Origin of the sequence: Pseudomonas fluorescens (assembly GCF_001708445.1) — a bacterium.
Taxonomy (GTDB): Bacteria; Pseudomonadota; Gammaproteobacteria; order Pseudomonadales; family Pseudomonadaceae; genus Aquipseudomonas; species Aquipseudomonas gorinensis.
In genome coordinates this window covers 5,588,225-5,611,894 of sequence record NZ_CP015637.1, presented here as the reverse complement: position 1 = coordinate 5,611,894, position 23,670 = coordinate 5,588,225, and the positions used below count along the sequence as shown (strand labels likewise).

20 protein-coding genes are annotated in these 23,670 nt (G+C 59.3%); 11 read left to right on the top strand and 9 right to left on the bottom strand.

Translation table 11 applies throughout. The annotated features are described in order from the left end of the window. Positions 1–59 precede the first annotated feature (59 nt). The 6 genes from A7317_RS25000 to A7317_RS24975 form a co-directional block, all read right to left on the bottom strand. The gene (locus A7317_RS25000) at positions 60–338 is read right to left on the bottom strand and encodes a hypothetical protein (protein WP_024077460.1); all 279 of its coding nucleotides are present in this window, start codon (positions 336–338) and stop codon (positions 60–62) included. A gap of 136 nt (positions 339–474) precedes the next feature. Next, complete coding sequence (locus A7317_RS24995; protein ID WP_069077030.1) at positions 475–3,285, bottom strand: FAD-binding and (Fe-S)-binding domain-containing protein; 2,811 nt, start codon at positions 3,283–3,285, stop codon at positions 475–477. Further along, entirely contained in the window at positions 3,282–3,953 is a 672-nt protein-coding gene (locus A7317_RS24990; protein WP_024077458.1) for a LutC/YkgG family protein, read from the bottom strand. Before A7317_RS24990 ends, A7317_RS24995 begins: the two co-directional genes overlap by 4 nt. Beyond that, positions 3,953–5,407, bottom strand: coding sequence for a LutB/LldF family L-lactate oxidation iron-sulfur protein (locus tag A7317_RS24985; protein WP_069077029.1), 1,455 nt, complete (start codon positions 5,405–5,407; stop codon positions 3,953–3,955). Before A7317_RS24985 ends, A7317_RS24990 begins: the two co-directional genes overlap by 1 nt. Then, positions 5,404–6,228 (bottom strand): (Fe-S)-binding protein, encoded by an 825-nt coding sequence (locus A7317_RS24980; protein WP_041161298.1) that lies wholly within the window; start codon positions 6,226–6,228, stop codon positions 5,404–5,406. Before A7317_RS24980 ends, A7317_RS24985 begins: the two co-directional genes overlap by 4 nt. A 134-nt stretch (positions 6,229–6,362) precedes the next feature. After that, entirely contained in the window at positions 6,363–8,057 is a 1,695-nt protein-coding gene (locus tag A7317_RS24975; RefSeq protein WP_024077455.1) for a lactate permease LctP family transporter, read from the bottom strand. A gap of 259 nt (positions 8,058–8,316) precedes the next feature. Here A7317_RS24975 and A7317_RS24970 point away from each other — a divergent pair, with 259 nt between their 5' ends. Further along, a complete protein-coding gene (locus tag A7317_RS24970; RefSeq protein WP_024077454.1) occupies positions 8,317–9,084 on the top strand; it encodes an FCD domain-containing protein in 768 nt (255 codons plus the stop codon). 35 nt (positions 9,085–9,119) lie between these two features. Here the strand turns inward: A7317_RS24970 and smpB are convergent, their stop codons facing one another. Further along, positions 9,120–9,602, bottom strand: a complete 483-nt coding sequence (gene smpB, locus A7317_RS24965; RefSeq protein ID WP_024077453.1) for an SsrA-binding protein SmpB — start codon at positions 9,600–9,602, stop codon at positions 9,120–9,122. A gap of 168 nt (positions 9,603–9,770) precedes the next feature. Here smpB and A7317_RS24960 point away from each other — a divergent pair, with 168 nt between their 5' ends. Both A7317_RS24960 and A7317_RS24955 read left to right on the top strand, forming a co-directional pair. Next, the gene (locus A7317_RS24960; RefSeq protein WP_024077452.1) at positions 9,771–10,205 is read left to right on the top strand and encodes a type II toxin-antitoxin system RatA family toxin; all 435 of its coding nucleotides are present in this window, start codon (positions 9,771–9,773) and stop codon (positions 10,203–10,205) included. Further along, a complete protein-coding gene (locus A7317_RS24955; RefSeq protein WP_069077028.1) occupies positions 10,198–10,500 on the top strand; it encodes an RnfH family protein in 303 nt (100 codons plus the stop codon). Before A7317_RS24960 ends, A7317_RS24955 begins: the two co-directional genes overlap by 8 nt. A 66-nt stretch (positions 10,501–10,566) precedes the next feature. Here the strand turns inward: A7317_RS24955 and A7317_RS24950 are convergent, their stop codons facing one another. Beyond that, positions 10,567–11,094: an outer membrane protein assembly factor BamE gene (locus A7317_RS24950; protein ID WP_024077450.1), complete on the bottom strand. Its 528-nt coding sequence runs from the start codon at positions 11,092–11,094 to the stop codon at positions 10,567–10,569. A gap of 98 nt (positions 11,095–11,192) precedes the next feature. Here A7317_RS24950 and fur point away from each other — a divergent pair, with 98 nt between their 5' ends. Beyond that, the gene (fur, locus tag A7317_RS24945; protein WP_024077449.1) at positions 11,193–11,597 is read left to right on the top strand and encodes a ferric iron uptake transcriptional regulator; all 405 of its coding nucleotides are present in this window, start codon (positions 11,193–11,195) and stop codon (positions 11,595–11,597) included. 84 nt (positions 11,598–11,681) lie between these two features. Here fur and recN read toward each other — a convergent pair whose 3' ends face one another. Next, positions 11,682–13,355 carry a DNA repair protein RecN gene (gene recN / locus A7317_RS24940; RefSeq protein WP_024077448.1) on the bottom strand — a complete coding sequence of 558 codons (1,674 nt, stop codon included), beginning with the start codon at positions 13,353–13,355 and terminating at the stop codon, positions 11,682–11,684. 254 nt (positions 13,356–13,609) lie between these two features. On the opposite strand from recN, the gene grpE reads away from it, so the two are divergent. From grpE to greA, 7 genes are all read left to right on the top strand, one after another. Next, the gene (gene grpE / locus A7317_RS24935) at positions 13,610–14,170 is read left to right on the top strand and encodes a nucleotide exchange factor GrpE (RefSeq protein ID WP_024077447.1); all 561 of its coding nucleotides are present in this window, start codon (positions 13,610–13,612) and stop codon (positions 14,168–14,170) included. A gap of 102 nt (positions 14,171–14,272) precedes the next feature. Further along, complete coding sequence (gene dnaK / locus A7317_RS24930; protein ID WP_024077446.1) at positions 14,273–16,189, top strand: molecular chaperone DnaK; 1,917 nt, start codon at positions 14,273–14,275, stop codon at positions 16,187–16,189. A gap of 317 nt (positions 16,190–16,506) precedes the next feature. Beyond that, the gene (gene dnaJ, locus A7317_RS24925) at positions 16,507–17,631 is read left to right on the top strand and encodes a molecular chaperone DnaJ (RefSeq protein WP_024077445.1); all 1,125 of its coding nucleotides are present in this window, start codon (positions 16,507–16,509) and stop codon (positions 17,629–17,631) included. A gap of 10 nt (positions 17,632–17,641) precedes the next feature. Further along, positions 17,642–18,448, top strand: coding sequence for a 4-hydroxy-tetrahydrodipicolinate reductase (gene dapB / locus A7317_RS24920; RefSeq protein WP_024077444.1), 807 nt, complete (start codon positions 17,642–17,644; stop codon positions 18,446–18,448). Between the two features lie 258 nt (positions 18,449–18,706). Then, on the top strand, positions 18,707–19,843 hold the full coding sequence (gene carA, locus A7317_RS24915; RefSeq protein WP_024077443.1) for a glutamine-hydrolyzing carbamoyl-phosphate synthase small subunit: 1,137 nt from the start codon (positions 18,707–18,709) through the stop codon (positions 19,841–19,843). Between the two features lie 105 nt (positions 19,844–19,948). After that, the gene (gene carB / locus A7317_RS24910) at positions 19,949–23,170 is read left to right on the top strand and encodes a carbamoyl-phosphate synthase large subunit (protein ID WP_024077442.1); all 3,222 of its coding nucleotides are present in this window, start codon (positions 19,949–19,951) and stop codon (positions 23,168–23,170) included. Continuing rightward, complete coding sequence (greA, locus tag A7317_RS24905; protein WP_024077441.1) at positions 23,167–23,643, top strand: transcription elongation factor GreA; 477 nt, start codon at positions 23,167–23,169, stop codon at positions 23,641–23,643. The genes carB and greA overlap by 4 nt, the downstream gene beginning before the upstream one ends. Positions 23,644–23,670 lie beyond the last annotated feature (27 nt).

Below are 23,670 nucleotides of genomic sequence, written 5' to 3'. Positions count from 1 at the left end.
GTGTACGTCAAACGGTCACAGAAGGCCAACCCGAAGGTTGGCCTTGAGCATCCGATGGACTATTTGCCGCCTTTGTCGCTGTCTTGCAGGTCCTGCAACGCTTTGGAGGTGATTTCGATGCATCTTTTGTCATCACCTGCCGCGTGGGCTGCCTTGGCCTGGGACACGGCGGTATCGATCTCGCCGCTTTTGCCACTGGTGTCGGTGGCTAGCAGCGCTTTGCCGTTGTTGATTTTGTCCAGGTTGATCTTGCACAGGTCGGGCTCGCCGGCTGCGAAAACAGGTGACGCCAGCATCGCAGCAGTAATGAACAAGCCAGCAAGAGCGGAACGCTTCATAGGGAATCTCCTTGCGAAATAGGGCTCGACGCTGCTGGCCGTCATGGGCTGCCAGCGACATCACTGATGAGCCTCGGTCGCCGAGGCCTATGCAGATGACTACGCCGGTGCGCAGGGGTTCTGTTTTTTTGCCGGATTAATGCGCCCGTGCCTGGGTGACCCGGTCCACGAGGTACACCAAACCGTGGTAATCGATGCCGCCATGTTGGCTCAGGCCGATCTCGCAGGTGCGGCTGGTGGAGATACCTTCGCTGCAGTATTGCACCGCCTCCTTGAGCGTTCGCAGGGAATGGGCGTTGAGTTCCGGTGTGGTAAAGCCTTTGTCGCCAGCGAAACCACAGCAATGGATGCCTTCCGGGATCACCACGTTTTTCGAGCAGCGTCGCGCCAGGTCGATCAGTGCCTGGCTTTCTCCCAGGTGTTGGGTGCTGCAGGTGACGTGTACCGCGATCGGCGCTTCCTGCGGTGTGAAGTCGAGGCGGTCCATCAGGTGGGTTCGGATAAAACGCACGGGGTCGTAGAGATCCAGGCGGCTTTCGCCCAGGTCTTGCACCAGGCGCAGGGTGCAGGGGCTGGTGTCGCAGTAGATCGGGTCAAGGCCGCCACGGCTGGCGTGGAGCAGGGCGCCGATCAGTTCCTGGCGCTTGTGTTCGGCCTGTTCGGCGTAGCCCTTGGAGGCGAACGGCTGGCCGCAGCACAGGTTGTCCTGGTTGTCGGGGAGCACGACTTGATAACCGGCTTTTTCGAGCAGGCCACGGGTTTTGTCATACAGCGACATTTGCTCTTTATCCCCAGCCGCAGGGCCCATGGCGCGCGAGACGCACGCGGCGAGATAGACCACCCGTGGTCGTTCGTCCGTGACCGGAGGGCTGAAGCGTATGGCTTTTTCCGGCTGCGGCATGGCGTTGGTCCATTGCGGGATTTGCCCCTTGGACAGTTGAGTCACCTTGGCCGACAGCCGCGCCAGGCGCGGGGCGCCCAGCAGCATGCGGGCGCCGTTTGCGACGTGCAGGGTAAAGCGCGCACCTTGTAATGCCGTGGCGAAATGGCTGGCGAGCCATTCGGCGGTTTTCGTATGGTCGGCGTCGCGGGCGCGAAGCTTTTTCACCAGGTCGCCGGTATTGATTCCTACGGGGCAGCGTTGGGCGCATAAGCCGGTGGCCGCGCAGGTATCGATGCCCTGATAGTGGTAGGCCGTTTCCAATTCGGTGGTGTCGACGCCGGCGCGTTTTTTCGCCTGGATGTCACGCCAGATTACGATGCGTTGGCGCGGGCTCAGGGTCAGCCCTTTCGACGGGCACACGGGCTCGCAGAAACCGCACTCGATGCACTTATCCACAAGCTCGTCGGCGGCGGGCAGCGGCTTGAGGTGCTTGAGATGGATTTGCGGGTCGTTGCTGAGCACCACGTCGGGGTTGAGAATGCCATTGGGGTCGAGCAGGCGCTTGAGTTGCCACATCAATTGATAGGCGTCGCTGCCCCATTCCAGCTCGACGAACGGTGCCATGTTGCGACCGGTACCATGCTCGGCTTTCAGCGAGCCGCCAAACTCCACCGCGACCAGTTGCGCGACGTCATCCATGAACGCCTGGTAGCGTGTGACTTCCTCGGCGCTGTTGAAGCCTTGGGTGAACACAAAGTGCAGATTGCCTTCCAGGGCGTGTCCGAAAAGGATGGCTTCGTCGTAGTGATGTTTGTCGAACAGCTCGATCAAGCGGTTGACGCCGATGGCCAGTTGCTCGACCGGGAAGGTCACGTCTTCGATGATTACCGTGGTGCCGGTTTTGCGCACGGCGCCGACGGCAGGGAAGGTGTCTTTGCGAATCGCCCACAGGCGGGCGTTTTCCACTGGGTCTTCGCTGAAGTCGACCTGTTTTTCCATCGGGAAAGCGGCCAGGGACGCCATGATCAGCGCCAGTTGTTCGTGGAGCAAAGAGGATGATGCGGCGCGGGATTCAATCAACAGTGCGCAGGCGTTTTCCGACAACTGCTGTACGAACGCGGGCATGCCGGGTTTGTCCTGCACTGAGCGCATGCTGCGTCGATCCAGCAGCTCAACGGCTGAGACTGGCTGGGTTTTCAGGACTGTTACGGCGTTGCAGCAGGTCTCGACATCCGGGAATACGATCAGCGCTGACGCCTTGTGCGGATGATCAATCACGGTGTCGTAGGTGACCGCGCTGATAAAGCCCAGCGTGCCTTCGGAGCCCACCAGGAGATGGCTGAGGATATCCAGCGGTTCATCGAAATCCACCAGGGCGTTGAGTGACAAACCGGTGGTGTTTTTCAGACGATATTTGTGGCGGATCTTTGCAGCCAATTCGGCGTTTGCCCGCGTCTCTCGACCGAGGCTCGCCAGGCGTTCCAGCAGCGCGCCATGCTGTGTGCGAAAGGTCGCGACACTGGCCGGATCTTCAGTGTCCAGGCGGCTGCCGTCCGCCAATACCAGGCGGATGCCGGCCAGGGTGTGGTAGGTGTTTTGCGCCGTACCGCAGCACATGCCGCTGGCATTGTTGGCAACGATGCCGCCGATTTTGCACGCGTTGATCGACGCCGGATCCGGCCCGATCTTGCGCCCGAACGGCGCCAGCCAGGCGTTGGCTTGGGCGCCAATCACGCCGGGTTGCAGGCGGATTTGCGTGCCTTGCCCACGAATCTCACGGCCGTTCCAGTTGTCCCCCAGTACGATCAGCACCGAATCGCTGATGGCCTGCCCGGAGAGGCTGGTGCCTGCCGCGCGGAACGTCACTGGCACATGATCACGCTGAGCCAGTTGCAGCAGCGCCACGACTTCGTCTTCCGACTCCACGCGGATCACCAGTTGTGGGATCAGTCGGTAAAAACTGGCATCGGTACCGAATGCCAGGGTGGAAAGTGGGTCGTCGAAGCGTCGATTGCTCGGGATCAGCTGTGCGACGTCAGTGAGAAAAGCAGCAGGCAGACTCATTGGTCCTCCAGGATCAGCACCACCAGGTCTTTCGGACCGTGGGCGCCATAAGCCAGTACTTGTTCGATGTCGGCGGTCTTCGACGGGCCGGACACCAGCAGGGCATTGGTGGGCATGCCTTGGGCCCAGGCGAATTGGCGCTGGACCTGATAAAAGTTGTCGTAAATCTCACTGGCCTTGAGCAGCGCAAAGTGCACCGGCGGTACCAGGCTCATCAGGCGCGGTTCTTCCCGCGTCGGCCAAAGAATCAGGCTGCCCGTGGCGGCAATCGCTCCGAGGGTAGTGGTCAGGCTGGCCGGTGTCTCGTTAAACAGTTCGGCTTTCCATTCTTCCACCGGCCGGTCGTAGGCTTTGAGCACCGGCAGTTGTGGATTGTTCGCCCAATGTTCGGTGATGCGGCGCCCGTGGGGCGTTGTTGGCGCAATCAGCAAGCTGGGCAGGTCGCGTGCTTGCAGCAGTTGTGCGAGCAAGGCCGGCCAGTCGGCGCTGTGGGTGAGGTGGATCTCCGTGTGCACCGCTTCCATCAGCTTGCGCAGTTGCGCGATGCGCTGCTCGGGCGGGTAGGTATAGATCTCGGTTACCAGGGCTTCGTCAAAATCGTCGGGCACCGGTGTAGTGCCTGTCAGGCTTTGGCGCAATTTGTCGAGGATATTCTGCTTGGCGCTCATCAACGTTCTCCCTGTTTGGCCAGATGCTCGCGTGCCAGGTCATGCAGCGAACGGGCGGCGGGTTTCGGCGCGCTATGGTTTTGCGTCCAGGGCCCGACATTGTTCGGTGCCAGGGCGCGTAGGCGAGTCGCGGCCAGGGTGAACAACCGGTACAGCCTCGGTGAGCGATTGAGCAGGGCCCAGGTGTTCCAGATAAATCGTTCTTTGCGTGAATACTTGCTGCCTTGGCCGCGCATCACGGGGTGTGGGCTATTCGGTGCTTTTACATTTTCTTCGCGCAGGCGGCGCAGCAATGCCGGAATCGGGATCTTCACCGGGCACACTTCACCACAGGCACCACACAGCGAGGAGGCACTGGGGTGATCCGGCACTTTCGCCAGGCCGACCATGTGCGGCGTGATGATTTTTCCGATAGGGCCGGGGTACACCTCGCCATAGGTGTGACCACCGATTCGGGTATAGACCGGGCAATGATTCATGCAGGCACCGCAGCGAATGCAGTTGAGTGTCTGGCGCAATTCGCTGTCGGCAAACGCCTGGCTGCGGCCGTTATCCAGTAGCACCAGGTGCACTTCTTGCGGGCCGTCGAGTTCATTGGCCTTGCGCGGGCCGGAGATCATATTGACGTAGGTGGTGATCGGCTGGCCCAGCGCCGAGCGGGTCAGCAGCGATAGCAACGGCACCACGTCGCGCAGGTTTTCAACGACCTTCTCGATGCCCGTCACGGCGATATGCACCGGGGGCACCGTGGTCGACATGCGGCCATTGCCTTCGTTTTCCACCAACAGCAATGTGCCGGTTTCAGCCACGGCAAAGTTGACGCCCGAGACGCCGATATCGGCCTCGAAGAACTTTTCCCGCAGCACGCGGCGACCGATCTGAATCAGTTGGTCGACATCCTGGGTGTATTCCACGCCGAGTTTGTCGTGGAACAGCGACGCGACCTGGCTGGCGTTCTTGTGGATCGCCGGCATGATGATGTGGGACGGTTTCTCATGGTCGAGCTGAACAATGAACTCACCCATGTCCGACTCCAGGCATTCGATGCCTTGGGCGGCGAGCACGTGGTTCATGTCCATTTCTTCGCTGACCATGGACTTGCCTTTGATCACTTGCGTGGCTTCGCGCTTGCGAATGATCGACAGCACGATCGCGTTGGCTTCTGCTGTCGTCTGCGCCCAGTGTACGGTGACGCCGTTACGGGTCAGGTTGGCTTCCAATTGCTCCAGCAGGTCCGGCAACTTGGACAGCGCGCGGGCACGCACCGCGTTGCCGAGGGCGCGCAGGTGTTCACGTTCGTGGGCATCGTTGAAGGACGTTGCCCGTTTGGTCATCAGGGAATCCATTGCCTTGCGAAAGTTGTTTCGCAGTTGCGCGTCGCCCAATGCCTGGTGGGCGCGGGTGCGGAAGTCTTCTGACACCTCGACGGTCGGAATCAGCGCGGCAGGGTTCATCGTCCACCTCCGGTGCGTTGCCACAGGAAGCTGGCCAGGTGTTGACCGCGCAAGGCCGCGTGCTGTTTCTCCAGGGCGCCGTTGATGTTCATCAGGCACCCGCAATCGGCACTCAGTACCTGATGGGCGCCGGACTCCTGCAAGGCCCGGGTCTTGTCGGCCACCATCGCACCGGAAATGTCTGGCATACGCACGCTGAACGTCCCACCAAAGCCACAGCATTCGCTTTCATGGCTGTGGTCGACGCGCTCGACATTGCGCAGTTGGCCCAGCAGTTCGCGGCCATGGAGGTGGGTGTTCATTTCCCGCCGTGCGGAGCATGAGGTGTGCAGGGCGACTTTAATGGGGGCGCCGCTGTCGTTGAGTTGCACCTTGCATACGAACAACAGGAACTCGGCCAACTCATAGGTCCGCGCGGCCAGGGCCCGCACGTGTTGCAGCGTTTCAGGCTCATCCTTGAACAGGTCTGCATAGTGCTCGCGCAACATCCCCGCGCAAGAGCCGGAGGGCACCACTACCGGGTAATTGTCGGTGAACAGTGCCAGTTGGGCGCGCGCCACTTGCCGGGCCTGCTCGGTGTAGCCTGAGGTGTAGGCCGGCTGCCCGCAGCAACTTTGCCCTTGCGGATAGTCCACGCGGATCCCTTCGCGCTCCAGCAGGTGAATCGCGTCCATGCCGGCTTCGGGGTAGAACAAGTCCACCACGCAGGTGCCGAACAGGTAGACCTTCGGTGGTTTTACGCTGGGGTATTCACGTGGCGGGGCCAGAGGCGCTGCGACACGGGTGGCGTTCGGCACAGCGTTGTAAAAAAGCTCGCTCATCAGGCGCATTCTCCGGGTGGTCCCGGTTATCTGTCCGCCAGGGTCGCTTTGCTCTACGACCCTGCAGACAGGTTGTGGAAAGCTGACGCCGAAATCGTTGTTCGGCGTCGGTTTTTACCCTATTACGTGTGGTCTCAATGCACCAGCATGCCGGTGAACCAGTAGGCCTGGGCCAAGGTGATCAGCCCGACGATGGTGGCGAAGAACAGGCTGTGCTTGAGGGTGAAGCGGAACAGGTCGGATTCCTTGCCGACCAGGCCAGTGGCGGCGCAGGCCACAGCGATCGATTGTGGCGAAATCATCTTGCCGGTTACGCCGCCGCTGGTGTTTGCCGCTACCAGCAAGACGTCGTTGACGCCGATCTGGTGGGCGGTGGTGGCTTGCAACGAGCTGAACAGGGCGTTGGACGAGGTGTCGGAGCCCGTCAGGAAAACCCCCAGCCAGCCGAGGAATGGCGAGAAGAAGGGGAAGGCCGCACCCGTGCCCGCCAGTACCAGGGCCATGGTCGAGGACATGCCGGAGTAGTTGGTGACGAAGGCGAAGGCCAGAACCATGCCGATGGACAGGATAGGCCAGCGCAGTTCGTAGAAGGTCTCTTTTAAAGTGGTAAGACCAGTCTTGATGTCAATCTTGAGTACCAGCATCGAGATCAGCGCGGAGAAGAAAATCGCCGTGCCGGTCGCCGAAATCGGGTCCAGTTTGAACACCGCCGGGATGGCTGTCGGGTTGGTTACGATGGGCGCAACCTTGACGACCAGTTGGTCCAGGTGCGGGATCGCAAAGTTGAACACCCAGCTGTACATCGAGCCGCCCGCAGCGAACATCGCCTTGAAGGGCTTGAGGGTCCAGATGGTTACCAGCACGGTCAGGATCAGGAACGGCGACCAGGCCTTGAAGATCTGGCCCAGGCTAAACGGCGAGGCGACTGTGCTGCGCGGCAGGCCGAAGCCGCCGGCACTGGCGGTGACCGCGGCGCTGGAGGTGGCGCCGGCAATCTGTGCGCCGGCAGTACGCTTGGGCTGCCAGACCTTCAGGAACAGGGTCAGGGACACCAGGCTGGCGAGCGCCGAGGTGATGTCCGGCAGTTCCGGCCCGATGAAGTTGGAGGTGAAATACTGGGTGACGGCGAAGCTCAAGCCTGCAACCAGCGCTGCGGGCCAGGTTTCGCGCACGCCGCGCAGGCCGTCCATCATGAATACCAGCCAGAACGGCACGAACAGGGACAGCAACGGCAGTTGGCGGCCGGTCATGGCGCCGATCTTGAATGCATCGATGCCGGTGACTTGCCCGGCGACGATAATCGGAATACCGAGTGCGCCGAAGGCTACGGGTGCGGTGTTGGCAATCAGGCACAGGCCCGCAGCGTACAGTGGGTTGAAGCCCAGGCCGACCAGCAGTGCGGCAGTAATTGCCACGGGCGCACCGAAACCGGCGGCACCTTCGAGGAACGCGCCGAAGCAGAAGCCTATCAGCAGGACTTGCAGGCGTTGGTCGTCGGTGATCGACAGCACTGAGCTGCGGATGATTTCGAACTGACCGCTCTTGACGGTCAGTTTGTAGAGGAATACCGCGGCGACGATGATCCATGCGATGGGCCACAGGCCGTAGGCGAAGCCGTAGCCAGCTGCGGCCAAGGCCATATCCACCGGCATCTGGAAGGCAAAGATCGCCACCAGGATCGACAGCGCCAGGGTAATGCTGCCGGCGACGTGGCCTTTGAGGCGGAACACGGCCAGGGCCAGGAAGAAGAATACGATGGGAATGACGGCTGCCAGTGCGGACAGGCCGAGGCTGCCGAGCGGGCTGTAGAGCTGTTGCCAGGTTTGCATATGGGGTGGCCCCTAATTGTTGTTGGTCAGGCACTTCAGTCGGCGTGGGTAATTGGTAAGACCAATTTACAGCCGCTGTTGGCTAGAGTAAAAGCCTGGATAGCGGTGTGTCAATTTGCCGCCTGCGAAACTTTGGTCGTAGGGGCGCGTGCCGGTGCTCTGATCGGATGAATCGAGAGCGCTCTGATAGGTGCCGCAAGTGCGGCGATAGGCCAGAATAGAGGCCCCGGCGAGTGGTCGGGATCGTGGAGAGTGAGTTATGGGGTTTGATCAGGTGCGTCAGCGCCGTTTGTCTGACGATATTGTCGAGCAGCTTGAGGGCATGATCCTTGAGGGCACGCTCAAGTCGGGCGAGCGCTTGCCGGCCGAGCGCGCTTTGGCTGAGCAGTTTGGGGTTTCGCGCCCGTCGCTGCGCGAGGCGATTCAGAAGCTGGCGGCCAAGGGGTTGTTGGTCAGCCGCCAGGGTGGTGGCAATTATGTGGCTGAGTCCTTGGGCTCGACGTTCAGCGATCCGCTGCTGCATCTGCTGGAGAACAACCCCGAGGCTCAGCGTGATCTGCTGGAGTTTCGCCAGACCCTTGAAGCCTCTTGCGCTTACTACGCGGCGTTACGTGCTACCGAGGTCGACCGCGAGCGGCTGACGGCTGCTTTTGAAGCGCTGCAGGATTGTTATGCGCGCGACGATAAAGTGAGCCGGGCCGAGGAGGGGGCTGCTGATGCGAGGTTCCATCTGGCCATTGCCGAGGCGAGCCACAATGCAGTCTTGTTGCACACCATTCGCGGTTTATTCGATCTGCTCAAGCGTAACGTGGTCACCAATATCGGCGGGATGTACCAACAGCGCACGGAAACCCGCGACATGCTGATCAGTCAGCACCGGGATCTGTACCTGGCGATTATCGAAGGGCGGGCCGAGCAGGCGCGCGAGGTCTCAACCCGTCACCTGCTGTATGTGCAGGAGGTGTTGGAGGAAGTGCGTCAGGAAGTTCAGCGTATGGCCCGGGCGGAGCGACGCAAGGGCATGTAGCTTGGGTGGGCACCCAAGCTACGGCGTCACAAGGATTATTCTTCCTTGCCCTTGTTGCGCACGGCGCGATGCAGTTCACGATTGGAATCGCGTTCGCGCTCGGTGTCACGCTTGTCGTATTCCTTCTTACCCTTGCCCAGGGCGATCTCGCACTTGACCAGGTGCTTGCTCCAGTACCAGGACAGGCAGACGCAGGCATAGCCTTTCTGCTGTACGGCGGCAGCCAGCTTGTCGAGTTCGCGGGCATTGAGCAGCAGCTTGCGTGTGCGTACCGGGTCGGCAATCACGTGAGTGCTCGCGGTAGTCAGCGGGGTGATATGACTGCCCAGCAGCCATGCCTCGCCATCCTTGAGCAGCACATAACTGTCGACCAGTTGCAGCTTGCTGGCGCGCAGACTTTTTACTTCCCAGCCGGCCAGGACCAGACCAGCCTCGAACCGATGTTCGATGAAGTAATCGTGTCGCGCCTTTTTATTTTGCGCGATGGTCCCTGTGGGGTGTTTCTTTTGTTTAGCCATAGGGGCGGCATTATAGGGAGTTGCGAGCGTGTCGGCTACGGTCAACCTGTGTGCTTGAGCGTGTTGGACGAATCCCGGACAATGCCGGCAGTTCTTTGGTTTTTTTCTCTCGCGGATCGGGCTGTTCTTTCGCGATGTTTGCCGCTCAGCTGTGGAAGTAACGCTCACATGACGACGCATATTCAACGTTCGGCCCTGCTGCCTTATCCGGCTCAGGCGCTTTATGACCTGGTCAACGACGTGGCGCGTTACCCGGAATTCCTGCCCTGGTGCTCGACCGCTGAGGTGAAGGAGAGCAGTGACGAGCACATGGTTGCCAGTGTTGGCGTGGCCAAGGGGGGGCTCAGTCAGCACTTTGTTACGCGTAATGTGTTGGTTCCGGGAAAATCCATCGAGATGAACCTGCAGGAGGGGCCCTTCACCCAATTACATGGTGTATGGGTATTCAAGGCCCTGACCGAGAAAGCCTGCAAGATCAGCCTTGATCTGTCGTTTGATTACGCTGGCCCCATTGTGCGGGCAACGCTGGGGCCTCTGTTCAATCAGGCGGCCAATACTCTGGTGGACGCGTTCTGTGAGCGGGCCAAGCAACTGCATGGTTGAGATTGAGGTGGTGCATGCCGCCGTGGATCGCCAGGTGTTGCTGACGGTGAAGGTGCCGGCGGGGACTAGTCTGCGAGCGGCGGTCCAGGCGTCGGGGATCGGATTGCAGTTTCCTGGGTTGGACCTTGCTGGTTGCCCATTGGGTATATTCGGTAAGGTCGTGGCGGACGCCGATGTGCGCGCCGTTCAGCCGGGTGACCGTATCGAGATTTACCGCCCCTTGCTGGCCGACCCTAAAGAGGTGCGCCGGCTGCGTGCGGCCAAGGCAGCGCTGGCCAGGAAGCAGGGGGCGTAGGCTTGCCGATTACCGATAGGCAACAAAAAGCCCGGCACGCCGGGCTTTTTGTTGAGCGCCGCAAACTTACTGCGGGCTGGTATCCAGAGGCTGTGGCGTCGGGACTGGAACAGTTTGCACGCCGTCGACGTCCTTCTGGATCTTGTCGAGCAAGGAGCCAGGCTTGGCCGGTACCTCGGACTTCGGCTTCTCGCTTTCCTGCGCAGGCGCAGTCACGTTGGTGCCGTTGTCTTTGCCCAGCAAGGCTTCATCACGGCTTACACCGGGCATGAAGTCACCGGACAGGCTGACGAGCTGGTCATTGCCATTGAAGATGACGCTGACGCGCTCCTGCTGGCGTTCACCGCCACCAGGCTGGATGCTGTATAGATAATCCCAGCGATCGGCATGGAAAGTGTCAGTCAGCAGGGGATTACCCATGATAAACCGTACTTGCCGTCGGGTCATTCCCGGACGTAACTGGTCTATCATGTCCTGCGTGACGACATTGCCCTGCTGGATGTCGATTTTGTAAACCCCGGGGAATGAACAACCGGCGAGTGCGAGCAGTCCCACAAAGGTGAAACTGGTTAGCAAGAGCTTGGTGTTTTGCATCGGTGGGCGACTTCCACTATCTTGGCTGGGACAACGTAAACGCCGATCATACCCGTATTAAGAGAAGCTGCGAAGCAGCATCCGCGAGAAAGCTAACCATGGTTGAAAATAGCGAACTACGCAAAGCCGGTCTTAAAGTGACTCTGCCACGAGTCAAGATTCTACAAATGCTCGATTCTGCTGAGCAGCGCCACATGAGTGCCGAAGATGTTTACAAGGCGCTGATGGAGTCTAATGAGGACGTTGGCCTGGCCACGGTTTACCGTGTGCTGACCCAGTTTGAAGCCGCAGGGCTGGTGGTTCGTCATAATTTCGACGGCGGTCATGCGGTGTTCGAATTGGCTGACGGTGGTCATCACGACCACATGGTTGACCTGGATACCAATGAGGTTATCGAGTTCACCAGTCCGGAAATCGAGAAGCTCCAGAAGGCTATCGCCGAAGAGCATGGTTTCGATTTGGTGGACCACAATCTGGTGCTGTACATCCGTAAGAAAAAGTAAAATTCGACGCAGACGTGTTCTGCAAACGAATGAAGGCGACCCTAGGGTCGCCTTCGTGCTGTCTTAAGAAAGGAAATGTTCGGCTTAGGCTTTCGCAGCCACGACCATTTTTTTCGCGTGAGCCAAGGACTCCTTGGTCAAGTCGATACCGCCCAGCATGCGCGCCACTTCTTCCACTCGCTCTGACTTGTTCAGCTTGGACACAGCGGTATGGGTCTTATCGTTGCCTCGCACTTTATGCACAAACAAGTGCTGATGCCCTTGGGCGGCCACTTGCGGCAAGTGGGTCACCGTCAGCACCTGGCCGCGATCCCCCAGGCGACGGAGCAATTGACCCACGATTTCGGCGGTCGGCCCGCCAATGCCGACGTCCACCTCATCGAATACCAGCGTCGGGACGCGTGAAGTCTGGGCCGTAATCACCTGGATCGCGAGGCTAATCCGCGAAAGCTCACCCCCCGAGGCCACTTTTGCCAACGCTTTGAGTGGTTGTCCAGGGTTGGCGCTGACCAACAGTTCCACCTGCTCAAGGCCGTGGGGTTGCAGTTCATCGCTGGTATTGGTGTGCAGCTCAATGCTGAAGCGCCCACCCGGCATGCCGAGGCGCTGGATTTCCTGCTCTACAGCACTGGCCAGGCTGGTCGCTGCCTGCTGGCGAAGATCGCTCAATTCGCGAGCCTTCTCCTGGTAATGGCGAGCGAAGGAGGCGAGTTCGTCGCCCAGCCGCTCAATGGATTCGTCGTTCGCGTTCAGGGTTTCGATTTCATCCAGCAGTTTCTGCTGCATGGCCGCCAATTCGGTAGGCTGGATTCTATGTTTGCGCGCCAGGGTGTAGATGGTGTCCAGGCGTTCTTCTATTTCCTGCAAGCGTGCTGGGTCGGCGTCGAAGTGATCAAGGAAGCGGTTGAGTTCGCCCACGGCCTCCTCGACCTGGATCTGCGCACTGGTCAGCAGGGTGGTGGCCTCGTTCAGCGAGCCGGACGCATTGTTCACGCTGGATAGTCGATTGAGGCTGGCGGTCAGCGCGTTGAGTACATTGCCCGAATCACTTTCACTGCATTGCTCTACGACTTGCCTGCAAATAGCCAGTAGCGTTTCGGCGTTGGTGAGGTTCTTGTGTTCCTGTTCGAGCTGTTCCAGCTCGGTTTCGCCAAGGCCCAGGCTTTCGAGTTCTTCGAGCTGATAGCTGAGCAGTTGATGGCGCGCGCGTTGTTCGTCGCCGGAGTTGGAGAGTCGCTCCAGTTCCAGGCGGGTCTGGCGCCAGCGTTGGGCGGCCAGGAGAACCTGGCGGGCGAGGTCTGTGGCACCGGCGTATTCATCGAGCAGGCGGCGATGGGTGTCGGTTTTCAGTAAGGATTGGTGTTCGTGCTGGCTGTGGATATCGATCAGCAGCTCACCCAGGGCCTTCAGGTCGCCAAGGGGGCAGGGGGTGCCGTTGATATAGCCGCGGGAGCGCCCTTCGGCCGTGATGACTCGGCGCAAAATGCAGGGACCTTCATTATTAAGGTCGCGTTCGGCGAGCCAGGCTTCCGCCTCGGGGATGTCCGCCAGGTCGAAGGTGGCCAGGATGTCGGCCTTGTCCGCACCGGGGCGCACTACGCCGCTGTCGGCACGGTCGCCGAGGGCCAGGCCCAGGGCGTCGAGCATGATCGACTTGCCGGCGCCGGTTTCGCCTGTGATTACGCTCATCCCGCGATCCAGTTCGAGATCCAGATGTTCAACGATGGCGTAGTTATGTACGGACAGGTGCACGAGCATGACGGCCGCTCCCAGGCTTTAGGTCTGGTTATTTATACAGTGTTTTGTTCTGGGCTGACAATCCTGACGCTTAGCTCGATTTGCTTGAATGTGGGATTTTTTTAGTGCGATGGGGAATGAGCGTGCAGGAGTTGATCTGGAGCAATTGAAAGACTTTTGGTAAGGCTTGCGCCCTTGAACCTGGAAATTGTGGCCCCATATACCGGAACAGAAGCGCGAGTTGAGTTCGCGCATGATTTTGAAAGGAGAAATCTATGGCTGACGAACAGACGCAGGATACGCAAACTCCAGACGCCAATCCGGCGGCCGGTGATGAGCTGGCGACCCGTGTACAAGTGCTCGAAGAGCAATTGGCCGCTGCGCAGGATCAGTCTTTGCGTGTTGCCGCCGATCTGCAGAACGTCCGCCGTCGTGCCGAGCAGGACGTGGAGAAGGCTCATAAATTTGCGCTGGAAAAATTCGCCGGTGATCTGTTGCCGATCATCGACAGCCTGGAGCGTGGGCTGGAGTTGTCCAACCCGGATGACGAAAACATCCGTCCGATGCGCGAAGGGATTGAGCTGACCCTGAAAATGTTCCAGGACACCCTGAAGCGTTATCAGTTGGAAGCTATCGATCCACAAGGCGGCGAGCCGTTCAGCGCCGAGCATCACCAAGCCATGGCCATGCAGGAAAGCCATGACCTGGAGCCTAACAGCGTGTTGAAAGTGTTCCAGAAGGGTTACCAGCTCAATGGTCGCCTGTTGCGCCCGGCAATGGTGGTGGTGAGCAAGGCGCCAGCACCTGTTGCACCTTCTATTGATGAGCAGGCTTGAAATTTGCTGTAAGGCCCCCATCTATAAGTCAAGCTATTAAGTGCTACCGCAGTTAGCTACCACTGCTGCGGCATCCAAATTCAAGTTTCGGGAGAGTAAATCATGGGCAAAATTATCGGTATCGACCTGGGGACCACCAACTCCTGCGTCTCTGTGCTGGAAAACGGCGTTGCAAAAGTCATCGAAAACGCCGAAGGCGCGCGTACCACGCCGTCGATCATTGCTTACGCCAACGACGGTGAAATCCTCGTTGGTCAGTCGGCCAAACGTCAGGCTGTGACCAATCCGCATAACACCCTGTACGCGGTGAAGCGTCTGATCGGTCGTAAGTTCGAAGAAGAAGTCGTACAGAAAGACATCAAGATGGTCCCTTACAAAATCGCCAAGGCCGATAACGGTGACGCCTGGGTTGAAGTAAACGGCCAGAAAATGTCGCCGCCGCAAATCTCGGCTGAAATCTTGAAAAAGATGAAGAAAACTGCTGAAGACTACCTCGGTGAAGCCGTGACCGAAGCGGTGATCACCGTTCCGGCCTACTTCAACGACAGCCAGCGCCAGGCGACCAAGGATGCCGGCCGCATCGCGGGCCTGGACGTTAAACGTATCATCAACGAACCCACTGCCGCTGCACTGGCTTACGGCATGGATAAGGCCAAGGGCGATCACACCGTCATCGTTTATGACCTGGGTGGCGGTACCTTCGACGTTTCCGTTATCGAGATCGCTGAAGTTGACGGCGAGCACCAGTTCGAAGTGTTGGCCACCAATGGTGACACCTTCCTCGGTGGTGAAGACTTTGACATTCGTCTGATCGACTACCTCGTTGACGAATTCAAGAAAGAAAGCGGCATGAACCTTAAGGGTGACCCGCTGGCCATGCAGCGCCTGAAAGAAGCCGCTGAGAAAGCCAAGATCGAGCTGTCTTCCGCTCAGTCGACCGACGTTAACCTGCCGTACATTACTGCAGATGCTACCGGTCCTAAGCACTTGAACGTGAAGATCTCGCGCGCCAAGCTGGAAGCGCTGGTTGAAGACCTGGTTCAGCGCACCATCGAGCCTTGCCGTATCGCGCTGAAAGACTCTGGTATCGACGTTGGCGCGATCAACGACGTGATCCTGGTTGGCGGTCAGACCCGTATGCCACTGGTTCAGAAGCTGGTTACCGAGTTCTTCGGCAAGGAAGCACGTAAAGACGTGAACCCGGACGAAGCGGTTGCCATGGGTGCTGCGATCCAAGGTGCGGTATTGGCCGGTGACGTGAAAGACGTGCTGCTGCTGGACGTGAGCCCGCTGACCCTGGGTATTGAAACCATGGGTGGCGTGATGACGGCGCTGATCGAGAAAAACACCACGATTCCTACCAAGAAATCGCAAGTGTTCTCGACTGCCGATGACAACCAGGGCGCCGTGACCATCCATGTGTTGCAAGGTGAGCGTAAGCAGGCTGCGCAGAACAAGTCCCTGGGCAAGTTCGACCTGGCCGAGATTCCACCAGCACCACGTGGCGTGCCACAAATCGAAGTGACCTTCGACATCGACGCCAACGGCATTCTGCACGTAGGCGCCAAGGACAAGGCCACCGGCAAGACTCAATCGATCGTGATCAAGGCCAACTCCGGCCTGTCCGAGGAAGAAATTCAGCAGATGATTCGCGATGCTGAAGCCAACTCCGAAGAAGATCGCAAGTTCGAAGAGCTGGCCGCTGCGCGTAACCAGGGTGATGCCCTGGTTCACTCGACACGCAAAATGGTCGCTGATGCTGGCGATAAAGTAACTGCCGAAGAGAAGGCTGCGATCGAAGCTGCCGTGGTTGCCCTGGAAGCCGCCGTTAAAGGTGACGACAAGGCTGCCATTGAAGCCAAGGTTGAGGAACTGTCGAAAGTTTCCGCGCCAGTTGCCCAGAAAATGTACGCCGAGCAAGGCCAGCCAGCTGAAGGCGCTGCGCAACACGCAGAGCCTGAAGCCAAGCACGACGACGTTGTCGATGCCGAGTTCGAAGAAGTCAAAGAGCAGAAGTAATCTGCTTGGCCGGTTGACCGCTATCAAGCGGTGACTGGTAGGATGTCGCCGCGCGGGAGCTTGCTCCCGCGTTGGTGTGTCTGGGGTATGCGAATTTTTACAGCATGCGACAACGTTCGGATGTTGGCGGTGTGATCGGGAATGCTCCTGCTTCCTGGGCGACAGTCACCGCGTTTTTGGCCGGGTCCCTGGCTGAAAGCAGTTATGACCAGGATCGTTGAATTGACGTGAGTTGGGTCCGGGCCTGTATTGGGGCTCAACGAGTTTGGCAGGGCTCAGGAGGGTCTGGCCGAACGTCCTTAAGAGTGCAAAGACTTATGGCAAAGCGTGACTATTACGAAGTATTGGGTGTGGAGCGTGGCTCCAGCGAGGCGGACCTGAAAAAGGCTTACCGTCGCCTGGCGATGAAGCACCACCCGGACCGTAATCCGGATAACAAAGAATCCGAAGAAATGTTCAAAGAGGCCAACGAGGCCTACGAATGCCTGTGTGATCCCAACAAGCGTGCGGCCTACGACCAGTATGGTCACGCCGGCGTCGACCCGAGCATGGGTGGCGGCGGAGCCGGCTTCGGCGGTCAGAACTTCTCCGATATTTTCGGCGATGTGTTCAGTGACTTCTTCGGCGGCGGCCGCGGTGGCCAGCGGGGTGGTGCCCAGCGGGGCAGCGACCTGCGCTACACCCTGGAGCTGAACCTGGAAGAAGCCGTGCGCGGCACCAGCGTCAATATCCGCGTGCCGACGCTGGTCAACTGCAAGCCGTGCGACGGTTCGGGGGCTAAGAAAGGCTCCTCGCCGATCACCTGCCCGACCTGTGGCGGTATCGGTCAGGTGCGCATGCAGCAGGGCTTCTTCTCGGTGCAGCAGACCTGCCCGCGTTGCCATGGGCAGGGCAAGATCATTTCCGATCCGTGCGACTCCTGTCACGGCGAAGGCCGCGTCGAAGAGTACAAGACGCTGTCGGTGAAGGTGCCTGCAGGCGTGGATACCGGCGATCGCATTCGTCTGTCGGGCGAAGGCGAGGCGGGGACGCAGGGTGGTCCGACGGGCGACCTGTATGTGGTGATCAATGTGCGCGAGCACTCGATCTTCCAGCGCGACGGCAAGCACCTGTTCTGCGAAGTGCCGATCAGCTTTGTCGATGCAGCCCTGGGCGGTGAGTTGGAGATTCCGACGCTGGATGGTCGGGTCAAGCTCAAGATTCCTGAGGGGACGCAGACCGGTAAGCAGTTCCGTATCCGTGGCAAGGGCGTTGCGCCGGTGCGTGGTGGTGGTGCCGGTGACTTGATGTGCCGTGTGGCGGTGGAAACTCCGGTCAACCTGGGTCGTCGTCAGCGAGAGTTGCTGGAAGAGTTTCGCAGTTCGTTGGAAGGTGATGACTCCCATTCGCCGAAGACCACGGGCTTCTTCGATGGCGTGAAGCGCTTCTTCGGCGACCTGTAAGGAGTTGAGTATGCGACGTATAGCCGTAATGGGCGCTGCCGGGCGCATGGGCAAGACGCTGGTCGAGGCGGTGCAGCAGCGATCGCCGGCCTCCGGGTTGACGGCGGCGATCGTTCGCCCTGGCAGCACGCTGATTGGTGCGGATGCGGGTGAATTGGCCTCGTTGGGGCGCATTGGTGTGTCGTTGTCCGGCAATCTGGAGCAGGTGGCTGATGAGTTCGACGTACTGATCGACTTCACCCTGCCGGACGTGATGCTGAAGAACCTGGCGTTCTGTCGCAAGGCAGGCAAGGCCATGGTGATCGGTACGACGGGCTTGAGTGCGGAGCAGAAGCAGTTGCTGGTGGCGGCGGGCAAGGATATTCCGATCGTGTTTGCCGCTAACTTCAGTGTGGGTGTGAACCTTTCGCTCAAGCTGCTTGATCTCGCAGCGCGCGTGCTGGGGGATGAGGCGGATATCGAAATCATCGAGACCCATCACCGGCACAAGATCGATGCGCCCTCGGGCACCGCGTTGCGTATGGGGGAGGCTATTGCCGATGCGTTAGGTCGCGACCTGTCGAAAGTGGCGGTATATGGCCGTGAAGGTCATACCGGCGAGCGTGCGCGTGACACCATCGGCTTCGCTACCGTTCGCGGTGGTGATGTAGTTGGCGATCACACTGTGTTGTTCGCATCCGAAGGCGAGCGCCTTGAAATCACGCATAAGGCGTCCAGTCGCATGACGTTTGCCAAGGGGGCGGTACGTGCTGCGCTCTGGTTGGACGGTCGCGAGCCGGGGCTTTACGACATGCGCGATGTGCTGGATCTGCACTAATCGATAGCTAAAACGGGGCTTCAGGATTATCCTGAGGCCCCGTTTTACCCGCTAAGCGACGTCCTGTCGCATTCTCCTGCCTTTAAGGCTCATTAGCGGTGGACCAAAAAAGCCTTTTTCTGTAAGCTACAGCTTTAGTGTGTCCACTAAAAGCGCGCAGAATAATTCAGTGAAGAAGCGGGGTGACGTGTCCATACGTCACTCCGCTTTTTTACAACCTGCGATCGCCCTTTCAAGCTTTATTTACGGGAGGTCTTCTTGACTAAGCCAGCCATACTCGCCCTTGCTGATGGCAGCATTTTTCGCGGCGAAGCCATTGGAGCCGACGGTCAAACCGTTGGAGAGGTAGTGTTTAACACTGCCATGACCGGCTATCAGGAAATCCTTACCGATCCTTCCTACGCCCAACAGATCGTGACCCTGACCTATCCGCACATTGGCAACACCGGTACTACACCGGAAGACGTCGAGTCTGATCGTGTCTGGTCGGCGGGCCTGGTGATTCGTGACCTGCCTCTGGTTGCGAGCAACTGGCGTAATACGATGTCGCTATCCGATTACCTGAAAGCCAACAATGTTGTGGCGATCGCCGGTATCGATACGCGCCGTCTGACACGCATCCTGCGTGAAAAAGGTTCGCAGAACGGCTGCATCATGGCCGGTGACAATATTTCCGAAGAAGCAGCGATCGCCGCAGCGCAAGGTTTCCCTGGCCTCAAGGGCATGGACCTGGCGAAAGTCGTCAGCACCAAGGAACAGTACGAGTGGCGCTCCACTGTCTGGGACTTGAAGACCGACAGCCACGCGACCATCGACGCGGCTGATCTGTCGTATCACGTGGTCGCCTATGACTACGGCATCAAGTACAACATCCTGCGCATGCTGGTCGAGCGTGGTTGCCGCGTGACCGTGGTGCCGGCGCAAACCCCGGCCAGTGACGTGCTGGCCCTGCAACCGGATGGTGTGTTCCTGTCCAACGGCCCCGGTGACCCTGAGCCATGCGACTATGCCATCAAGGCCATCAAGGACGTTCTGGAGACCGACATTCCGGTGTTCGGTATCTGCCTGGGGCATCAACTGCTGGCCCTGGCCTCTGGCGCCAAGACCTTGAAAATGGGGCATGGCCATCACGGCGCCAACCACCCCGTACAAGACCTGGATACTGGCGTTGTGATGATCACCAGCCAGAACCACGGTTTTGCGGTGGACGAAGCGACTTTGCCGGGTAATGTCCGCGCGATTCACAAGTCGCTGTTCGACGGCTCCCTGCAAGGCATCGAGCGCACCGACAAGAGTGCGTTCAGCTTCCAGGGCCACCCTGAAGCGAGCCCGGGCCCGAACGACGTAGCGCCGCTGTTCGACCGTTTCATCAATGAGATGGCCAAGCGACGCTGACTGAGTGGCTTGCGGGCGGCCCCGAATGTCGGTGGCCCCCGCAGGCTCTTCAAGGATTGTTCAAGACGGCTTGCCGACTGACCTGCGGATTTGAGTGACAAACCCATGCCAAAACGTACTGACATAAAAAGCATCCTGATTCTCGGCGCTGGCCCGATCGTAATCGGCCAGGCCTGCGAATTCGACTACTCCGGCGCCCAGGCCTGTAAGGCGCTGCGCGAGGAGGGCTACCGCGTCATCCTGGTGAACTCCAACCCAGCCACTATCATGACTGACCCGGCCATGGCCGACGCCACCTACATCGAGCCGATCAAGTGGCAGACCGTTGCCAAGATCATCGAGAAAGAGCGTCCGGACGCACTGTTGCCAACCATGGGCGGCCAGACCGCCCTGAACTGCGCCCTGGACTTGGAGCGCGAAGGCGTCCTGGAGAAATTCGGCGTAGAGATGATCGGCGCCAATGCCGACACTATCGACAAGGCTGAAGACCGTTCCCGCTTCGACAAGGCCATGAAGTCCATCGGCCTGGCGTGCCCACGTTCCGGTATCGCTCACAGCATGGAAGAAGCTAACGCGGTCCTCGAGACCCTGGGCTTTCCGTGCATCATCCGTCCTTCCTTCACCATGGGCGGCACCGGCGGCGGTATCGCTTACAACCGTGAAGAGTTCGAAGAAATCTGCGCCCGTGGCCTGGACCTGTCTCCGACCAAAGAGCTGCTGATCGACGAATCCCTGATCGGCTGGAAAGAATATGAGATGGAGGTTGTCCGCGATAAGAAGGACAACTGCATCATCGTCTGCTCCATCGAAAACTTCGACCCGATGGGCGTGCACACCGGTGACTCGATCACCGTGGCTCCAGCACAGACCCTGACCGACAAGGAATACCAGATCCTGCGTAACGCGTCCCTGGCGGTGCTGCGTGAGATCGGTGTGGAGACTGGCGGTTCTAACGTGCAGTTCGGCATCTGCCCGACCACCGGTCGCATGGTCGTTATCGAAATGAACCCGCGTGTGTCCCGTTCGTCGGCCCTGGCCTCGAAGGCTACCGGTTTCCCCATCGCCAAGGTCGCGGCCAAACTGGCCGTGGGTTACACCCTGGACGAACTGTCGAACGACATCACCGGCGGCAAGACCCCGGCGTCCTTCGAGCCGTCCATCGACTACGTCGTGACCAAGCTGCCACGTTTTGCCTTCGAGAAATTCGCCAAGGCTGACGCGCGCCTGACCACCCAGATGAAGTCGGTGGGTGAAGTCATGGCCATCGGCCGGACCTTCCAGGAATCCCTGCAGAAAGCCCTTCGTGGCCTGGAAGTGGGTGTTTGCGGCCTGGACGAAAAACTTGACCTGAGCAACCCGGAAAGCATGAGTGTGCTCAAGCGCGAGCTGACTGTGCCTGGGGCTGAGCGTATCTGGTACGTCGCTGACGCCTTCCGCGCCGGCATGACCGTCGAAGACATCTTCGGCATGAACATGATCGACCCGTGGTTCCTGGTGCAGATCGAAGATCTGATCAAGGAAGAAGAGAAGGTCAAGACCCTGGGCCTGGCCAGCATCGATCGCGACATGATGTTCCGCCTCAAGCGCAAGGGCTTCTCCGACCAGCGCCTGGCCAAGCTGCTGGGTGTGACTGAGAAAAACCTGCGCACGTACCGCCACAAACTGGAAATCTTCCCGGTCTACAAGCGCGTTGACACCTGCGCGGCCGAGTTCTCCACCGACACTGCCTACCTGTACTCCACTTACGAGGAAGAGTGCGAAGCGGCGCCGTCGGGTCGCGACAAGATCATGATCTTGGGCGGCGGTCCAAACCGTATCGGCCAAGGTATCGAGTTCGACTACTGCTGCGTACACGCCGCTCTCGCCCTGCGCGAAGACGGGTACGAGACCATCATGGTCAACTGCAACCCGGAAACTGTTTCCACTGACTACGACACCTCCGATCGTCTGTACTTCGAGCCAGTGACCCTGGAAGACGTGTTGGAAATCGTGCGCGTCGAGAAGCCAAAAGGCGTGATCGTCCAGTACGGCGGCCAAACCCCGCTGAAACTGGCACGTGCCCTTGAAGCTGCCGGCGTGCCGATCATCGGCACCAGCCCGGACGCTATCGACCGTGCAGAAGACCGCGAGCGCTTCCAGCAAATGGTTGAGCGCCTGAACCTGCGTCAGCCGCCAAACGCCACTGTGCGCAGCGAAGACGAAGCCATCCGTGCAGCCAGCAAGATCGGCTACCCGCTGGTGGTGCGTCCTTCCTACGTGCTGGGCGGCCGTGCGATGGAAATCGTCTACGAAGAAGAAGAACTCAAGCGTTACCTGCGTGATGCGGTGAAAGTATCCAACGACAGCCCGGTGCTGCTGGATCACTTCCTCAACTGCGCCATCGAGATGGACGTGGATGCTGTTTGCGACGGTACCGACGTGGTCATCGGCGCAATCATGCAGCACATCGAGCAGGCGGGCGTTCACTCCGGTGACTCCGCATGCTCGCTGCCGCCTTACTCGTTGCCAGCGCACATCCAGGACGAGATGCGCGAACAGGTCAAGAAAATGGCCCTGGAGTTGGGCGTGGTCGGCCTGATGAACGTACAGTTGGCGCTGCAGGGCGAAGACATCTACGTCATCGAAGTCAACCCGCGTGCCTCGCGTACCGTGCCGTTTGTGTCCAAGTGCATCGGCGTGTCCCTGGCCATGATCGCTGCGCGTGTGATGGCAGGTAAGACCCTGAAGGAAATCGGGTTCACCAAGGAAATCATTCCGAACTTCTACAGCGTGAAAGAGGCGGTGTTCCCATTCGCCAAATTCCCTGGCGTGGACCCGATCCTGGGCCCAGAGATGAAGTCCACCGGTGAAGTGATGGGTGTGGGCGATACCTTCGGCGAAGCTTTCGCCAAGGCTCAAATGGGCGCCAGCGAAGTGTTGCCAACCGGCGGTACTGCTTTCATCAGCGTGCGTGATGATGACAAGCCACTGGTTGCAGGCGTGGCCCGTGATCTGATCAACTTGGGGTTCGAAATCGTGGCCACCGCCGGGACCGCCAAGCTGATCGAAGCTGCCGGCCTGAAAGTGCGTCGCGTGAACAAGGTGACGGAAGGCCGTCCGCACGTGGTCGACATGATCAAGAATGACGAAGTCACCCTGATCATCAACACCACCGAAGGTCGCCAGTCGATTGCGGACTCTTACTCCATTCGTCGTAACGCCTTGCAGCATAAGATCTACTGCACCACTACTATTGCTGCTGGCGAAGCTATCTGCGAAGCGCTCAAGTTCGGTCCGGAAAAGACCGTGCGTCGCTTGCAGGATCTACACGCAGGATTGAAGGCATGACCAAATACCCAATGACCGTCCAAGGCGCGAAGGCCTTGGAAGAGGAGCACGCCCATCTGACCAAGGTCGTACGTCCAAAGCTGAGCCAGGACATCGGTACGGCCCGCGAGCTGGGTGACTTGAAGGAAAACGCCGAATACCACGCTGCTCGCGAGCAGCAGGGTATGGTCGAGGCGCGGATCCGTGACATCGAAGGCCGTATGCAGAATGCGGTGATCATTGACGTCACGACCATCCCGCATACCGGCAAAGTGATTTTCGGCACAACAGTGGAAATCGCTAACGTCGAGACTGACGAAAGCGTGGTCTACCACATCGTGGGTGAGGACGAAGCTGACTTCAAACTCGGCAAGATCTCCGTTGGTTCTCCACTGGCTCGCGCCTTGATTGCCAAGGAAGAGGGTGATGTGGTGGCGGTCAAGACGCCTGGCGGCGTGATCGAGTACGAGATTGTTGAAGTCCGCCATATCTGAAAGGCGGCGCCCGCTTCGTGCGGGCGC

Excerpts from the sequence above, each read along its gene's own strand:
- A7317_RS25000 (WP_024077460.1), bottom strand. The coding sequence starts at position 338 with ATGAAGCGTTCCGCTCTTGCTGGCTTGTTCATTACTGCTGCGATGCTG.
- A7317_RS24995 (WP_069077030.1), bottom strand. The coding sequence starts at position 3,285 with ATGAGTCTGCCTGCTGCTTTTCTCACTGACGTCGCACAGCTGATCCCG.
- A7317_RS24990 (WP_024077458.1), bottom strand. The coding sequence starts at position 3,953 with ATGAGCGCCAAGCAGAATATCCTCGACAAATTGCGCCAAAGCCTGACA.
- A7317_RS24985 (WP_069077029.1), bottom strand. The coding sequence starts at position 5,407 with ATGAACCCTGCCGCGCTGATTCCGACCGTCGAGGTGTCAGAAGACTTC.
- A7317_RS24980 (WP_041161298.1), bottom strand. The coding sequence starts at position 6,228 with ATGAGCGAGCTTTTTTACAACGCTGTGCCGAACGCCACCCGTGTCGCA.
- A7317_RS24975 (WP_024077455.1), bottom strand. The coding sequence starts at position 8,057 with ATGCAAACCTGGCAACAGCTCTACAGCCCGCTCGGCAGCCTCGGCCTG.
- A7317_RS24970 (WP_024077454.1), top strand. The coding sequence starts at position 8,317 with ATGGGGTTTGATCAGGTGCGTCAGCGCCGTTTGTCTGACGATATTGTC.
- smpB (WP_024077453.1), bottom strand. The coding sequence starts at position 9,602 with ATGGCTAAACAAAAGAAACACCCCACAGGGACCATCGCGCAAAATAAA.
- A7317_RS24960 (WP_024077452.1), top strand. The coding sequence starts at position 9,771 with ATGACGACGCATATTCAACGTTCGGCCCTGCTGCCTTATCCGGCTCAG.
- A7317_RS24955 (WP_069077028.1), top strand. The coding sequence starts at position 10,198 with ATGGTTGAGATTGAGGTGGTGCATGCCGCCGTGGATCGCCAGGTGTTG.
- A7317_RS24950 (WP_024077450.1), bottom strand. The coding sequence starts at position 11,094 with ATGCAAAACACCAAGCTCTTGCTAACCAGTTTCACCTTTGTGGGACTG.
- fur (WP_024077449.1), top strand. The coding sequence starts at position 11,193 with ATGGTTGAAAATAGCGAACTACGCAAAGCCGGTCTTAAAGTGACTCTG.
- recN (WP_024077448.1), bottom strand. The coding sequence starts at position 13,355 with ATGCTCGTGCACCTGTCCGTACATAACTACGCCATCGTTGAACATCTG.
- grpE (WP_024077447.1), top strand. The coding sequence starts at position 13,610 with ATGGCTGACGAACAGACGCAGGATACGCAAACTCCAGACGCCAATCCG.
- dnaK (WP_024077446.1), top strand. The coding sequence starts at position 14,273 with ATGGGCAAAATTATCGGTATCGACCTGGGGACCACCAACTCCTGCGTC.
- dnaJ (WP_024077445.1), top strand. The coding sequence starts at position 16,507 with ATGGCAAAGCGTGACTATTACGAAGTATTGGGTGTGGAGCGTGGCTCC.
- dapB (WP_024077444.1), top strand. The coding sequence starts at position 17,642 with ATGCGACGTATAGCCGTAATGGGCGCTGCCGGGCGCATGGGCAAGACG.
- carB (WP_024077442.1), top strand. The coding sequence starts at position 19,949 with ATGCCAAAACGTACTGACATAAAAAGCATCCTGATTCTCGGCGCTGGC.
- greA (WP_024077441.1), top strand. The coding sequence starts at position 23,167 with ATGACCAAATACCCAATGACCGTCCAAGGCGCGAAGGCCTTGGAAGAG.